Annotated in this window: 15 protein-coding genes and 2 tRNA genes; 10 read left to right on the top strand and 7 right to left on the bottom strand. The window is 48.0% G+C overall.

Features of this window, described 5'->3' with window-relative positions; genetic code table 11:
- Positions 1-925: 925 nt before the first annotated feature.
- Together BMY63_RS04095 and BMY63_RS04090 are read left to right on the top strand one after the other, a co-directional pair.
- On the top strand, positions 926-1,540 hold the full coding sequence (locus tag BMY63_RS04095; RefSeq protein WP_091899854.1) for a formate/nitrite transporter family protein: 615 nt from the start codon (positions 926-928) through the stop codon (positions 1,538-1,540).
- A gap of 176 nt (positions 1,541-1,716) precedes the next feature.
- The gene (locus tag BMY63_RS04090) at positions 1,717-2,160 is read left to right on the top strand and encodes a hypothetical protein (protein ID WP_091914861.1); all 444 of its coding nucleotides are present in this window, start codon (positions 1,717-1,719) and stop codon (positions 2,158-2,160) included.
- A 116-nt stretch (positions 2,161-2,276) separates the two neighbouring features.
- On the opposite strand, the gene BMY63_RS04085 is transcribed toward BMY63_RS04090, so the two are convergent.
- From BMY63_RS04085 to BMY63_RS04075, 3 genes are all read right to left on the bottom strand, one after another.
- On the bottom strand, positions 2,277-2,972 hold the full coding sequence (locus BMY63_RS04085; RefSeq protein WP_091899852.1) for an RluA family pseudouridine synthase: 696 nt from the start codon (positions 2,970-2,972) through the stop codon (positions 2,277-2,279).
- A gap of 4 nt (positions 2,973-2,976) precedes the next feature.
- A complete protein-coding gene (fabG, locus tag BMY63_RS04080; protein ID WP_091899851.1) occupies positions 2,977-3,714 on the bottom strand; it encodes a 3-oxoacyl-[acyl-carrier-protein] reductase in 738 nt (245 codons plus the stop codon).
- A 61-nt stretch (positions 3,715-3,775) separates the two neighbouring features.
- A complete protein-coding gene (locus BMY63_RS04075) occupies positions 3,776-4,369 on the bottom strand; it encodes a TetR/AcrR family transcriptional regulator (RefSeq protein ID WP_091899949.1) in 594 nt (197 codons plus the stop codon).
- A gap of 193 nt (positions 4,370-4,562) precedes the next feature.
- Here BMY63_RS04075 and BMY63_RS04070 point away from each other — a divergent pair.
- Positions 4,563-4,635: transfer RNA gene (locus BMY63_RS04070), tRNA-Met, on the top strand.
- 262 nt (positions 4,636-4,897) lie between these two features.
- On the opposite strand, the gene BMY63_RS04065 is transcribed toward BMY63_RS04070, so the two are convergent.
- Positions 4,898-5,350, bottom strand: coding sequence for a lytic transglycosylase domain-containing protein (locus BMY63_RS04065; protein ID WP_091914971.1), 453 nt, complete (start codon positions 5,348-5,350; stop codon positions 4,898-4,900).
- Between the two features lie 255 nt (positions 5,351-5,605).
- Entirely contained in the window at positions 5,606-8,170 is a 2,565-nt protein-coding gene (locus tag BMY63_RS04060; RefSeq protein WP_091914859.1) for an endonuclease MutS2, read from the bottom strand.
- 277 nt (positions 8,171-8,447) lie between these two features.
- On the opposite strand from BMY63_RS04060, the gene BMY63_RS04055 reads away from it, so the two are divergent.
- The 7 genes from BMY63_RS04055 (at position 8,448) to BMY63_RS04025 (ending at position 13,533) form a co-directional block, all read left to right on the top strand.
- Positions 8,448-8,535 (top strand) — tRNA-Ser (locus BMY63_RS04055).
- A 226-nt stretch (positions 8,536-8,761) separates the two neighbouring features.
- The gene (locus BMY63_RS04050) at positions 8,762-9,913 is read left to right on the top strand and encodes a site-specific integrase (protein WP_091914858.1); all 1,152 of its coding nucleotides are present in this window, start codon (positions 8,762-8,764) and stop codon (positions 9,911-9,913) included.
- Positions 9,914-10,122: 209 nt separating this feature from the next.
- Positions 10,123-10,383, top strand: coding sequence for a hypothetical protein (locus BMY63_RS04045; RefSeq protein WP_091914857.1), 261 nt, complete (start codon positions 10,123-10,125; stop codon positions 10,381-10,383).
- Positions 10,384-10,425: 42 nt separating this feature from the next.
- The gene (locus BMY63_RS04040; RefSeq protein WP_091914855.1) at positions 10,426-11,001 is read left to right on the top strand and encodes a helix-turn-helix domain-containing protein; all 576 of its coding nucleotides are present in this window, start codon (positions 10,426-10,428) and stop codon (positions 10,999-11,001) included.
- A gap of 232 nt (positions 11,002-11,233) precedes the next feature.
- Positions 11,234-11,602, top strand: coding sequence for a plasmid mobilization protein (locus BMY63_RS04035; protein ID WP_091914853.1), 369 nt, complete (start codon positions 11,234-11,236; stop codon positions 11,600-11,602).
- Positions 11,603-11,625: 23 nt separating this feature from the next.
- Complete coding sequence (locus BMY63_RS04030; RefSeq protein WP_091914851.1) at positions 11,626-12,900, top strand: relaxase/mobilization nuclease domain-containing protein; 1,275 nt, start codon at positions 11,626-11,628, stop codon at positions 12,898-12,900.
- 18 nt (positions 12,901-12,918) lie between these two features.
- Positions 12,919-13,533 (top strand): hypothetical protein, encoded by a 615-nt coding sequence (locus BMY63_RS04025; protein ID WP_091914849.1) that lies wholly within the window; start codon positions 12,919-12,921, stop codon positions 13,531-13,533.
- A gap of 100 nt (positions 13,534-13,633) precedes the next feature.
- On the opposite strand, the gene BMY63_RS04020 is transcribed toward BMY63_RS04025, so the two are convergent.
- Both BMY63_RS04020 and BMY63_RS04015 read right to left on the bottom strand, forming a co-directional pair.
- Positions 13,634-13,924: a helix-turn-helix domain-containing protein gene (locus BMY63_RS04020; RefSeq protein WP_091914847.1), complete on the bottom strand. Its 291-nt coding sequence runs from the start codon at positions 13,922-13,924 to the stop codon at positions 13,634-13,636.
- 11 nt (positions 13,925-13,935) lie between these two features.
- Positions 13,936-14,958, bottom strand: coding sequence for a virulence RhuM family protein (locus tag BMY63_RS04015; RefSeq protein WP_091914845.1), 1,023 nt, complete (start codon positions 14,956-14,958; stop codon positions 13,936-13,938).
- Between the last annotated feature and the right edge of the window lie 14 nt (positions 14,959-14,972).

Below are 14,972 nucleotides of genomic sequence, written 5' to 3'. Positions count from 1 at the left end.
GCCAATCACCAAGCATTTTCCTTGTGCGAATTCAGTTGTTGCACGTTATTGCATGTTATGGCATGTTATGACCCATACTTCTGTGCGTTTTGCCCATCTCTCAGACCTCGCCATATGCCGCCGTAGGGCGTTCCTTCCTACGGAGGTAGGTCGCTTCTTCCAACGAAAGTAGGTCGTTCCTTCCTACGGAAGTAGGCTGCGCCTTCCTATGGAAGTAAATAAAATTTGTCAGGTGCTCGGCCGATCCTGAACGCCCCGTATTCAGGGCGTTTCAGCGCCCTCGGGGTTTCCTCCGTGGAAAGGCCGACTTTCCTCCGATGAAACTCCTGTTTTCCTCCGAGCAGACGGCGACGTTGCTGGGAGCCTGCTGTAGTCTTACCTTCGGATGCGTTGGCTGTGTAAATTTATTCTATCAATATTCGCTTTGCTGAGGCCTTGGACATTTTGGACAATTGGACAATTGGACAATTGGACAAAAAGTTTTTTTCTTTGTCGAAACCAAGACAAAGAAAAGAAATAATTAATATATTATATTATATTAATTATATTATATATTATAATATATAATATAATTAAATTATTGTCATTAGTACCGTCGATTCCAATCAAATTTTAGTTTTGTCCAATTGTCCAATTGTCCAATGTCCAATACGTCAGTTTTGCACTATCATATAAAATGTTAAATATTTTCTCTTGTTTTTGCGTAACTCTGGATCACCTCTGGACCGCCTCTGGATCACCTCTGGACCGTTTGATCTCCTCGTATGCACTCGGAAATGAAAAGAAAACAAGTTTTTCTTTTGCATTTCGCTCGTTTTTTTGCGTGACTCTGCGGTCGTTCGACCGCGAAGTTACTCCGTCTCGGCAAAAAAAAGAAACAAGTTTCTTTGTTTTGCGCTCGACTTTTCGTAACTTTGTAACCATTATGAAGAAAGTGAGTTTATTACAGGAGATTTTTCCTTTGGCAATTCTTGCAGGTATCTGTATTTCAATTGGTTGCGTGGTGAACCTGCGCGTGGGTGGCGTGGCTGGTGCGGTGCTGTTCGCCTTCGGACTGACCACCGTGGTGTACTATGGACTGAAGCTCTATACGGGTACGGCTGGATTCATCCGTCGTCAGGGCGACTGGGCGATGCTGACGGTCGTTTTGTTGGGTAATATCGTGGGATGCCTGCTCTCGGCATGGCTCATCGCTTATGCTCAGCCCGACTGCGTAGAGCCGGCCTCGAAGATCCTTGCTGGCAGGTTGGCAAAGGGACCGTGGGCGTGCTTCTTGCTGGCCATCGGCTGTGGATTTATTATGACAACGGCGGTGGAGTTCGCCCGCAAGGGGAAAATGCTGCCACTCGTGCTCGGTGTGCCTGTGTTCATACTCTGTGGCTTCGCGCACTCCATCGCGGATGCTTTCTATTTCCTGGTGTCTCCTGCCGAACAGGTGGTGCAGGGGTCTGTATTGGTGGTGTATGTGTCTGAGGTGCTCGGCAACTTTGTCGGCTGTAACCTCTATCGCTGGACGCTCTTTTTCTCGCCTAAACCTTAATATAATAGCATCGTCTTCTTTGCTCTGCTGCCTGATGGGGCAGTAGGGGAATCCCTCGTATCTTTAGGGGAAATCCTCCTCCGTTTTAGGAACATTCCTTTTGAAACGGAGCAGGATGTGTGTATCTTTGCATCAACAAAAGCAAATAAAAGTATAACCATTTAAACTCAACGATTATGAAGAAGATGATGATTCTGAGCATGCTGATGACGATAGCCATCACTGCCAATGCTTTAACACATACCGAGGCCAGACATGAGGCAAAGTATATGACGGATAAGATGACACATGAGCTCCATCTGATGCCAGCACAGTATCACGCAGTCTATGACATCAACTTCGACTATCTGCGCAGTGTCAATCATCATAGCAATGCCTATGGAAAGAGCTGGAAACACCGTAACCGCATGCTACGCAGAGTGCTCACGGCCTCACAGTACGACAGGTATATCCGTCTGTCTCACTTCTATCGTCCGATGCCGAAGCCCGCACCGATGCCGAAGCCCGTACCGATGCCGAAGAGGCACGCTCCGCACCATCGCCATCATCCGGCACCCCATCATACGCATGCGTCACTGGTGGTACACGGCTCGAACGGTCATGTGAGCATTCACTTCTGACTTGCAATAATCCATATATGCCCGATGTGCATATCGGGACCGTTAAAGGGAATTCCAGAAATGGAATTCTCTTTCTTTTGTTTATGAATATAATTGACAATATTAATGTCCGCGTGTCAGCGGTTCGCTGGGACGAGGGCCTGCCAGAGCGGGTCTTGGGGGATGGGGGCGTCGACAATGATCGGCGCTTTGGATACGGGATGGATGAACTCCACGCGGCGTGACATCAGGGAGATGCTGCCGTCAGGATTGCTTCGTGGAGCTCCGTACTTGAGGTCGCCCTTGATGGGACAGCCCATGGCTGCCAACTGACAGCGTATCTGATGGTGGCGGCCTGTCATCAGGTTCACCTCCAGGAGTGTGTAATTATCTGACTGTCCGATGGTTCTGTACTTCAGAATGGCTTTCTTGGCGTTGGGCTTCTCGTGGTCGTAGGCGTAGCTCTTGTTCTGCTTCTCGTTACGTACGAGCCAGTGGGTGAGCGTATGCCATTCTCCTGTATCCTGGCTTCTGGTTCCTGTCTCTTTCTTCACAATCGCCCAGTAGGTCTTGTGCACTTCTCCCTCGACGAACATCTTGTTGAGGCGTGTGAGGGCCTTGGAGGTACGGGCAAAAATGACCAGACCGCTGACGGGGCGGTCTAAACGATGCACCACACCGAGGAAAACGGCTCCCGGCTTCTGGTACTTTTCTTTGATATAATCTTTTACAATATCAGAGAGGGGGCGATCGCCAGTCTTATCGCCCTGGACGATCTCCCCACTCTGTTTGTTGACAATGATAATATGGTTGTCTTCGTAAACGACCTCCATAATCCTACATGTTCATACCACCGTCGACCTGAATCACCTGACCGCTGACATAGCTTGAGAGGTCGGATGCCAGGAACGTGGCCACGTTGGCGATATCCTCAACCTGTCCACCACGGCGCAGGGGAATCTTGTTGATCCATTCCTTGCGGATGTCATCTGGCAGAGCCTGAGTCATGGCTGTGTCGATGAAGCCTGGGGCGATGGCGTTGGCACGGATACCCTTCGGACCCATCTCCTGACCAATACTCTTGGCGAGGGCAATCAGACCGGCCTTGGAGGCGGCGTAGTTGGCCTGACCAGCATTTCCGTGAACACCTACGACAGAGGCCATGTTGATGATCGAACCGCCACGCTGACGCATCATCACGGGGATGCAGGCGTGGATGAAGTTAAAAGCAGACTTCAGGTTGACGGCGATGACGGCGTCCCACTGCTGCTCTGTCATGCGGAGCATCAGACCGTCTTTCGTGATACCTGCGTTGTTCACCAGGATATCGATGCTTCCAAACTCTTCCTTTACGGCCTTGACCACCTCTTCTGTCTGTGCGAAATCGGCAGCGTTGGATGCGTAGCTCTTGGCCTTGACGCCCTTGGCGGCAATTTCCTTCTCCGTCTCCTCGTTAACGGCGAGGTCGGTGAATGCGATGTTCGCGCCTTCTTCGGCAAACTTCAGTGCGATAGCTTTTCCGATACCGCGTGCAGCTCCTGTGATCAGGGCTGTCTTACCTTCTAGTAATCCCATAATTATTCTTTAGTTCTTTTAATGGTTATAATGTTTATAATGTTTATTCTTAATATGGTCTTTATTTCTTCTGGAACTTTCCAAGTGCTCCGTAGACGACCTTGGCTACCTGAGGCTTGGTGTCTTCCTCTTTCATGCCATGCGCGATGCGCCCATATATATAAGGTACCTCGAGACCCTTGATACAATAGTGGGTGATGTCGGCCACGAGCTCCACATTGTCGATGTCGAACTCACCGTCTTCCTTGCCTTCGGTGTAAACCTTGCGGAAGAGCTCTATCTCGGCATCGTCGAAATGCTTGCGCACCTTCTCGACCATCCAGATGTTACGGAAGAACTCGGCACGCAGGTTGCCGTTGCGCACCACTGTCTCACGAATCATGCTCAGATGGGTGTAGATCAGCTCGATGATCTTGTCCTGAGGACGGATCTTGCGGGCTGCCACCTCGTCGAGCTTGTCGCTCAGGCGCTCCAGCTCACTCTCGATGACAGCATAGTAGATCTCTTCTTTCGACTTGAAATAGGTATATAATGTACGACGCCCCTTGCCTGATTGCAAGGCAATGTCGTTCATCGTCGTATTCTCCAGTCCGTTCATGGCGAACAACTGGCGTGCTACGTCTACCAGTTTTTGTCTTGTCTTGGATATGGACATATTTTTTTCCTCCTTGCTTTTGTGGAATTGCACACGGCAATTATAATGTGCAAAAGTAAAGGATTTCTTTGAAATGAACAAAGAAAAGGACGTGAAAAGTTATAAAAACAATGTTTTTTCAAAAAAATGGCCTAATTATTTGGTTAGCTCGAAAAATAGTTGTACCTTTGCACCCGCTTAAGAAAAATAACATCGCGGAGTGGAGCAGTTGGTAGCTCGCCAGGCTCATAACCTGGAGGTCGCACGTTCGAATCCTGCCTCCGCAACTACGGAACCCGACAGTAGTCGGGTTCCTTTCGTTTACGGAGGATTCGACCGTGCTCCCGGTCGACGTTCTTTGACCAGGGTCAAAGCGTTTGCAAGCAAACGATTACGAATCCTGCCTCCGCAACAATGAAGTCCGAATGCTCGGACTTCTTTTTTTTGCTCCGTCTGGTTCTCACGTGCTCCCGTATGGGCAAAAATAAAATCCGGTCGCCAAGTTTGTACCTTGGCAACCGGATTTGTATAGTTCTTGAAATAGATAGCTTACTTCATCTTTCTCATAACCTTCTGATAGTAACGTTCGGTCGCGCGGACGCTATAACGCACTCCTCCGTTCCAGGAGCGAATAGCCTTTTCAATGCTATTCTCAGGGTTATAATGCTGTTGAATTAACAGGAACATCTCCTTCGACTTGGCGACGCTGTAACGGTCGGCCATCGTGAAACGCTTACTACTCTTCCTCCTTTTCAGAATATCATTGCAATCTCTCACAAGAATCGGAGTAATCTGCATAGCGCCTACAGAGTTTCCACTCACGGCGTTGGGATTTCCTTCGCTTTCTACTTGAATAATCGCATCCATTACTGGATTCCAGTTGACGCTTGATGTTTTGCTGCTCTTGGCGACACTCTTGACGCTTGTTTTACTTGAATAAGCAGCGTTTGAGGTGGTGCGGTCTGAAGCCGAAGCTGTCGTGGTGACCAATGCCAGAGCCATCAAGCTCACACTAACCTTTTTAAATATTTGAATCATATCTCTATACTTTAGGCGGAAACTCATCGCGAGTACCGCGTTATCCTTTAGATTTCCTTTCAAATATGGTACGACTTCACGTCGTGCCAAGCGCCCTTCGCTACGGGCGTTTTTGATTTTCGCGTGCAAAGTTACGGAAAATCAGTGAGTTAGCCAAACTTTTTTGGTTTTTTTTGCAGTTGGCCTTATGTTCGCTTAATCTATATCAAGGTGCAAAAATCAGTCTAAATCGACCACCGTGATGCCTGAACCACCGAACTGGACGTGCTCGTCGCGGAAGGCTCTGACGTTAGGAATCGTGCCCAGATATTGGCGTATCAGCTGCCTCAGGACACCTGTTCCTGTGCCATGGAGGATGCGTACACGGGGCATCCCTACGAGGATGGCATCGTCGATGAAATAGGTGACGGCATTGATGGCTTCGTCGCCTCGCATACCTCTGACATCGAGATCCTGACGGAAGTTCAGCTTGCGGTTGTCTATGACGTCGCGTGTGTCGCGCGAGACGGTGGCGTACGAGCCTGCGATGTTGCTGTTGCGCTCCTCTGTCTTGGACAGTGCCGACGTGGTGGCCTTGGCATGCTCCAGTCGTTCTGTACGCATCTTGGTCTTCATGCCGCCGAAGATGACGGTCGCCATCTCTCCGTTGATCGACTCAATCTCGCCGACAGAGGTGAGACCCTTGATGCGGACGGTGTCGCCCTTCTGGAGCGGGGCTGTGGCACGGGGAGACTTGGGACTGCTTGCCGAGGCTTCTGCGTTGCTTCCCGTTCCGTCTCCTTTCCTCTCCATCTTTTCTTGCTTGCGCTTCTCGCGACGTTCCTTGCGCTCTTGTATCTGACGGATCTTCTTGGCGATGGCCTCGTCGCTGGCCTTGGCGTCTATCTCGGCCATCTCCTCCCTGAAGGTGTTCAGCTCCTCGCGGATCTTGCGCGTGCGCTCTTTCTCGGCCTGTGCCTCGCGGATCTCGCGGATGGCGTTCTCGATCTTCTTGTTACTCTCACGCAGCAGTTCCTCGGCCTGCTCCTTGGCCTTGCGCAGGATGGCCTTGCGCTCTGCCTCTATCTCCTCAACGGCAGCCTCCAGACGCTCGCCGCTGGCTTGCAGCTTCTTCTCATGCTGATGGATGGTCTGACGCTTGCCCTCCCAGTAGCGCTTGTCGCGCACGATATCCTGCAGGTATTTGTCGCTCTGGATATAGTCGGAGCCCACAATCTCTGAGGCATCGCGGATCACCTCCTCGGGGATACCTGTCTTACGGGCAATCTCGATGGCAAACGAGCTGCCAGGCTGGCCAATGGCCAACTGGAACAGTGCCTGCATCTGATGACGGTCGTAGAGCATGGCTCCGTTTACGACACCAGGATGGTCTTCCGCGAAATGCTTCAGGTTCTGGTAGTGGGTGGTGATGACACCAAAGATCTGCTTCTTCCAGAACTGCCTGAGCATAGCCTCGGCGATGGCACCGCCTATGGTCGGCTCCGTACCACTGCCGAACTCGTCGATCAGCAGAAGCGTCTGCTTGTCGGCCTGTCTCATCATCTGCTTCATGTTCATCAGATGACTCGAATAGGTGGAGAGGTCGTTCTCGATGCTCTGCTCGTCGCCGATGTCTATCATGATGTGGTGGAAGAGGCCTGTGGTGGAACGGTCGCCCACGGGGATGGGAACACCGCACTGGAGCATATACTGCAATAGACCAGTGGTCTTCAGACAGACGGATTTTCCGCCTGCGTTCGGACCAGAGATGATCAGTATGCGTTTGTCGTGGGTGAGCGTGATGTCGAGTGGGACCACACTCTTTCCCTGCTTCTCGAGCGAGAGCTGCAGCAGCGGATGGATGGCGTGGATCCAGTCGATATGGGGTTTGTCTTCGACGACGGGCTCGAAGGCCTTCGTCAGTCGGGCCCATTCGGCCTTGGCATGTATGAGGTCTATCTGTGCCAGGAACTGGTACGAGTCGAGAATCTCCTTCACGTGTGGGCGTACCTCGTCTGTAAATACGGTGAGGATCCTGATGATCTCGCGTCTCTCCTCGGCCTCCAACTGCCGCACCTTGTTGTTGGCCTCGACCACTTCTGTCGGCTCGATGAACACGGTTTTTCCTGTGGCCGACTCATCGTGTACGATACCACTGATACGACGTTTCAGCGATGGGGCGATGGGGATGACCAGTCGGCCGTCACGCATCGTAGGAGCGGCGTCCTTGTCAACCAGTCCGTCTTTCTGAGCCGTGTGCAGTATGGAGTACAGAGTGCGCGAGATGCCGCCTTGTGTCTTGGCCAGTTCATGTCGTATGCTGGCCAGGGTCATGGAGGCGGAGTCCTTGATCTTTCCGAACTTATCTAGGATGGAGTCGATGCGCCTGATGAGGGCAGGGAAGGTCACGACACCCTCTGTCAGACGAAACAGGGCGGGGTAGGGCGATGCCTCTTCGTTGTCATCGTCGTGACGGTTCAGATACCTCACGATATTGGCGATGGTCTCCAGTGAGCGTCGCAGGTCCCACACCTCATCTTCCTCCAGGTGTGTCCCCTCCATGCGGATCCGCGTGATAGCCTCTCGCACATCGAAGAAATACTGCATGGGGAAATCGTCTTTCTCCTCCTGTAACCTGCGGAACTCACGTACCTGCGTGAGCCATTCGTTAACGTCATGACAGTCGGCAGAGAAGGTCATCTCGTCAACCTTCTCTTTCCCCAGTGTACTGAGACATCGCTCCTTCAAAAGTCGGCGAATCTCGTCGAAACCAAGCTTTTGTTCGAAATTCTTAGGATAAATCACGCTGCAAAGGTACGAATAAGTGAGGGATTTTCCAAATGTATTTGGGAAAATCCGAGCGAGAGTACCTTCGGGCTGTTGCCTCAAAGGTACGAATAAGTGAGGGATTTTCCAAATGTATTTGGGAAAATCCGAGCGGGAGTGCCTTCGCCATCACAGATGTCAATGGTACGAATAAGTGAGGGAAATGCAAAAGGAAAACGAAAAAAGTTGGCTGAAAATTTGTTCATTCCGAAAAAACTCATTACCTTTGCACCCGCTTTCAAGACATCGAAGCACTGGAGAGATGGTAGAGTGGTCGATTACAGTAGTCTTGAAAACTACCGTACCGAGAGGTACCGGGGGTTCGAATCCCTCTCTCTCCGCCAAATAGCACAAATGGGAACCTTTACGGGTTCCCATTTTTAGTATCTGATTACCAGCACCTTATTAGTTTAACCCGCTGAAAGCGAGGCTAATAAGGGGATGGACACCGCTGAAAATGCATACGGCATCATGGTTGGTCTTACGACATCATAAAGCCTAAATGTATTACAGGATGTATTACAACCCCGACCGACAAAATAGAATTGTAATACATTTAATGATTTTTATATGAATAAGACACCATTAGTAGAATTTGTGTACAACAGACACAAGACGGCTTCGGCCACAAAAGAAGCAGCAGTTGAGCTGCGAGTTACTTTCGAAAGAAAGCAGAAGTATATGACTACGGGCGTCAGGCTCCTTCCGAAGCAGTGGCACCGTGGTACAGTAACTAACCGCGTTGATGCTATCCAGTTGAACCAGACACTGGAGAAGTTGATGATTGATGTGCGACAGGTCGTTGTCAACATGATGACCGAAGGTAGCATCGACATCTTCACCATTCCAGACAGGCTGAAACGATTGAGGTCTGGCAACATCAACTTTCTTGATTTCTGTGATAAGCGAATGAAGATCCGACAGTATGGCAAAGCCGAAGACAGCCAGGAACGCTACACCCGATTCATGAAGTTCTTCAGAGGCTGGGGAAAGATTGCGGAATTCGAGGACATTACCGACCTGAACATCATCGCTCTTGACGAACATTTGGCTGCGAAAGGTTTGAAACCCTACTCGAAGTGGAACAACTACCATCGTTTCCTCAATTCCTTCATTCTTGATGCTATTGATGAAGGCTACATCAAACGCAATCCCTACAAGTGGGTGCGCATTGAGAAGGAAAAGTCGAAAGGTGGCATTGGCAAATACCTTTCACCTCAGGAGTTTACCAAGGTGAGAGACATGGAACTACCAACAGAAAGTCTTCAACGAGTAAGAGACTTGTTCGTGTTCCAGACCTACACATGCCTCTCCTATGTTGATCTGAGTACATTCGATGCAGAAAAGATAGAGAAAGTCAAGGGAATGAAAGTATATATAGGTACGCGTGCAAAGACAAGCCAGACCTTTACCATTCCACTTTTGAAGCCAGCACTTGCCATTTTGAAGAAGTACAATAACCACCTTCCTATTATAAGTAATGTGAAATATAATGAATATTTGAAGGTGGTGGCTCAGAATGCGAGTATTGACAAACCCGTGAGCTCGCACTGGGCCCGTCATACCGGAGCCACTTTGCTTCTTAATAGTGGTGATGTCCCTATGAATATTGTGCAGCACATCCTTGGACATGCATCTCAACGTATGACGGAACAAGTATATGCCAAACGCCTCGACGAGTCTATTGTAGATGCTATGGCTAAAATAGATGGCAAAATTTAACTACCGTTTCATCTCTGAATTAAGGTTTAAAATTACCATTCCTTTTTAATCCAAGAACGTCTCCATCTGGCGTTCTTGGATTATTTTTTGCTTATTTCTGGTCTTATATTTTTCGTGAAACGTTAATTCACGAATAGAAATTTTCAGAAGTAGATTATGTCTGAGATATTCGCTTATTTTGCAGCAAAAATTAAAAAACATAATATACAATGGATATTTTTAAAATAGATCAGACCTCTATCGATGCTATAGCCTACAAGGCAGCAAAGATAGTTGTGAGTGAGTTAAAAAAGTGTGAGGAGCCTCAATTAGAGATGGTGCCTGTAAGTGTTGCTGCGAAAATACTCGGAATATCCGAAGATCACATGCGGCGTATTAAGGACAAGTTCCCTCATATCAAGAATGGCAACAACAAGCAAGGACGTTTGCTGTTCGTAAGAGATGCATTATTGAAAGAATATGCGAAATAGAAGACGCATAAACATTATTTATGGGAATAAATTATTTAAACAATGAATATTTTTTATGATTTTGTCCTGACCGAGAGTCAGGTTGATTTTCTTGCCGAGAGCAAGAATGGTGTTAATATTATGAAGGTGCTGACTGTGTTGTTAAAACACACATGTACTGATAATGGTTACAATTATGCCAGACCAGGATGGAATTCTTATTTACATTCAGGTCAGACATTAATATCCGATGCAGACCTTGCTGAATTCTGTAATTGTGATGTTGAAACCGTCTCTGACATTATCAGAATGTTGAATAATTCGGGTCTAATATCGACAATGTCTAACAGCTCTGTCAGTATTCATACATTGCTGTTTCTTGATGAGATTCATGACAAGGGGAAGACTGTTTTCAATTCCAGATGTCAAGATCAAAGACTGCGTGAAGAAGAGAGTATTTATCAGACCCAGATGGCATTGAAATATGCGGAAGTCAAAGTTGATAACATACCGCAGAATAATGCAAGCCACGGTCAGGAAAAGGCCTTCGAATGCCTGAGACGAATTAAGGAACTTGATAACAACCTCAGTATTCGTGACGAGGTAAAAGACAACTTGCACGAAATGGGAGACAAATAGACTTAATGGCAGTCCCTTGCGGGCAAAGCGATTTAGCTTTGAGCGTAAACACTACACCGAGCATCTCAGCCTAAGTGTAGATTGTCCGACGGCATTTCAAGCCGTTGTTGCAAGAGGTACCAATGTCGGACGAAAACGGCAATAGCCGCTTTGTCCATCCAATGGATTCTCGAATGCTCGCAAGCTCGCATTGGACTGCCCCACAGCACAAAAACGAAACTTGTTTTACGATATGAGAAAGCGTATAATTCAGAGGAAGCCCCCGAGGCTTCATCATATTGACTACCGTGTCAATGACATCGAAAATGCCCAGATAGCTGAGAAGGCCGCTATGTGTGGACTTACTAAAGGCGACTACAGCCGCAGGTGTGCGCTCTGCCATGAGCCGAAGCTACATCTGACGGACAGTGAGATTGAAGCGTATAACCAACTGGCAGATGCTCGTGGCGATATGGTGCATGTCCGTAATGCCCTAAAAGGCAAAACGCAGGAACAAATCAGATGCTACTTTGATGACGATGACTTCATGCGTCAGTGGGTAAGAGCTATCACCAGAGTCATTGCCCAGTGGGATGAAATCCTTAATAAAATGAGAGATTAGTATGAACTTGAACTATAGAATATATGGTAGCATTAGCTGACGTAATCACACACGGTTGTAATGCGGTACGCTACTCCGTGGATAAGGAGAAGAGTGAGGTTGTGATGGTTCACTGTTTGCCAGAGAACATCACTCCCTCTTCAATGTGGGATAGAATGCTCATCCTTCAACAGAAGTATCGCGAGAAAATCAATCGCTATAACCATCTTTACAAAACAGCCATTCGCATCGAAGTCTCTCCCGCCAAGGAAGAGACGGAGAACTGGACGATGGCCGATTGGCAGAAACTGGCCGATGACTTCATTCGAGAGTTCGATGCAGAGGTGTACTTGAAGAACGATGGCCGTAAGGAGAATGGACATACCAATCTTGCGAATAGCCAGTATGTCGTTTCACTTCATCGTGACAGCAAGGGACAGATTCTTCATCTTCATATCAACGCCAACCGTATCGACATGGAGGGTAATACGAACAACTCTTATATGATACGTAAACGCGCAATGACTGCTGCGAACAAAATCAACGAGCAGCGTGGTTGGATTCAGTCGATGAAAAAGCGCGACTGGAACATAAACGAAGTGACCAATGCCTGTATTGATGCCCTAAAGATGATGGACTCGTTCGACTGGAACACTTACGAGGCTAAGTTAAAGGCAAAGGGCTATGGCATGAATGTAAAACGCAGTAATGACGGCAAAGTTGTCGGCTATGTAGTGAAGAAGGGTAACTCCTTCTACAAATCCACACTGTTAGGCCACAGCCGAAGCCTCACTCCATCTCGCATCAAGAACACATGGGTCAAACTGCATCAGGACAAGAGTGTACACACCCAGACGATTGCTCCGAAAAGTATGCAGACAGTCTCCCGTCCTGTCGTTTCTGTGAAAATGAATACACAACAGTTGAGGTCGCAGTTACCGACAAGAGATGAGCCACTGCCTATAATAGAGCCTGAGCAGAAGTTGCCTGAGATGGTTCATCACGAAATCGAATGGAATGGTAGAATTCATCCCGTTGACATCCCTATTGAAGCAGACAAAGCATTGCTGGATGAACTTGGGACGATGGAAGTGGATCTGTGTGCTACGATAGTGGATGCTCAGAAAACAGCCTTCCTGCTGTTCGCCAACTATCTCGATGCTGCAACAGAGATTGCAGAGTCGTGTGGCGGTGGTGGCTCACCTGAAAGCAATTGGGGTAGAAAAGACGATGAGGACGATATAGAGTGGGCGCGTCACTGCGCTCGACAGGCACGTCAGATGCACCAGCGTCCTATACGTCGTTCACGAGGAATGTAAATTAAAAAATGATTTTTTATGAATAATAATATAAAAAAAGAGAGCCTCGATTTAGAGGCCATGATGAATCACCTCGACCAGAAGGCCGAGAAAAAGAAAGAGTTTAATAGCGAGTTGGAATCTCTCAACGAGATGCTCAACATGCTGGGTGTCGAACTGCTGACGGTGAAGGATGGCTTGCAACAAATAGAGAATGGCAAGCATGAACTGGCGACCATGAATGAAAATATGAATGACTGGGTCGCAAAGTCTGAACTGTTTGTAGAAGCAATGAGGGAGATTGCCTCTGGCATAGTGGACTCGAAGCCAGAAGTGATAATCGGAGAAAGTGCCAAGCATGATTTAAAGGTAATCTTTAACAGTCATGTGAATTTTATGGCGGCCCTGCTTAATGGCTTTACTGATAGCCAGGATAAGGAACACGCTGAATTCAAAGAAGAATTGAAGAAAGTATTCGAGGAATCAGAGGAGACGGAACGGAAGAAACTTTCCAAGTTCCATCGTGATTTGGATGAAACCCTGTCGAACGCAGGAATCTGGTTCTCTGCTCGAATTTTCTATCTGATGCTTGGCATCTTCCTGCCTTGCTTTGCTTTTACGGTATTCATGTTGGCTTGGTTCATCGCAAGATAGAAAAGTATTTGCTTTGACCATATATCGTTTGCCCCAGTTCGTCGTGATGACGCGCTGGGGCTTTATAATCCATGGATATGTCTCTTTATCAGCGAACGACTCACACTTCTGCCTTCATTTCTTTTTGGGCATAGACCAATGCATCGTGACTCACATCCTCTTCGCCCTCTACCGTATCCAGCACCTTGTCTGCCAGCCAGATTGTCAGCAGTTCCTTCTCGTCTATTTCAAACATTTGGGCCATAATAGGTATCTGGCTCCGCTTCGCCTTCCGCTCTCCGCGTTCAATTTTACTATACATGGGCGTGTCAATCTCCAGTGCTGCCGACAGTTGTCGCTGCACCAGCCCACGCTCTTCCCGGAGCTCTTTTATCTTTCTTCCAAATATCATGTGTTAAGTATTTACTTGTTATCAGTGTCTTCTTCATCCAAATTGCTTTCTTCATTTAGATTCTTTAGCCGCTTCACGGCCCTATCGAAGTCACTCTCTAGTAGTCGCATCTCACGTTCACGATAGATTTCAAACTCCCGTTCAGCCTTCTCAATGGCCTCTTGGTGTGATACGGTACCACTCCCTTCCAGAATATTCTTCCTCAGTCGCAATATCTGGTCATCCAATGCAGCAATCCAGTCTGCCATTGTCATGGGGTTCTGCTCCAATGCCTGAAATTCTGCGTAGTCGAGGAATTGTGAAGTCAGCAAGTTCAGTCGCTGCAATTCCAACTCCGTCAGATAGTTCTTAGCAACCTTTACGTCATCGCGTGTCACGTAGTTGCCTTTGAAGTTCGTCATCCCAACAAAGGGTTTCTCGTTATCCACCCGTTCATAGATCAACTCTGCTGCCGTATGTTCATGCACGGCATAGTGCATCTTGTTCTGAACGGTGGCGAAAAACAGCTTGGTCATTTTGGCACGTGGATCATAGTCTGTCGATGTGGCATAGATGTCCGTCACCTGCTGATAGAAGTTCCGCTCGCTGCTTCGGATGTCACGTATACGCTGCAGCAGTTCACGGAAATAGCGGTTTCCTCCCTGCTTCAGTCGTTCATCGTCCATCGTGAATCCCTTCTGAATATACTCATGCAGTCGCAGTGTTGCCCATCTGCGAAATCTCACTGCTATAGGCGATTGTACACGATATCCCAAGGCGATGATTACGTCGAGATTGTAATGGTCGATATTTCGACGCACTTGCCGTTTTCCTTCTTGGCGAACTAATAAGAATTTCTTATAAGTTCCCTCCTTGTCGAGTTCATTGTCTGTGTAGATGTTGGTGATATGCATGGAAACATTCTCCTGAGTCGTCTGGTATATCGTTGCCAGCTGCTCCTGTGTCAGCCACACATCCTCATCAGCAAAGCGCGTATTCACACTCACCTTGCCTTCCTCATCTTTATAGAGTATCAGTTTGTTCTCTTTGTCCATATTGTTAAAACGTT

Source organism: Prevotella aff. ruminicola Tc2-24, from assembly GCF_900110895.1.
Classification (GTDB): Bacteria; Bacteroidota; Bacteroidia; order Bacteroidales; family Bacteroidaceae; genus Prevotella.
This window is presented reverse-complemented; position numbering and strand designations above follow the sequence as displayed.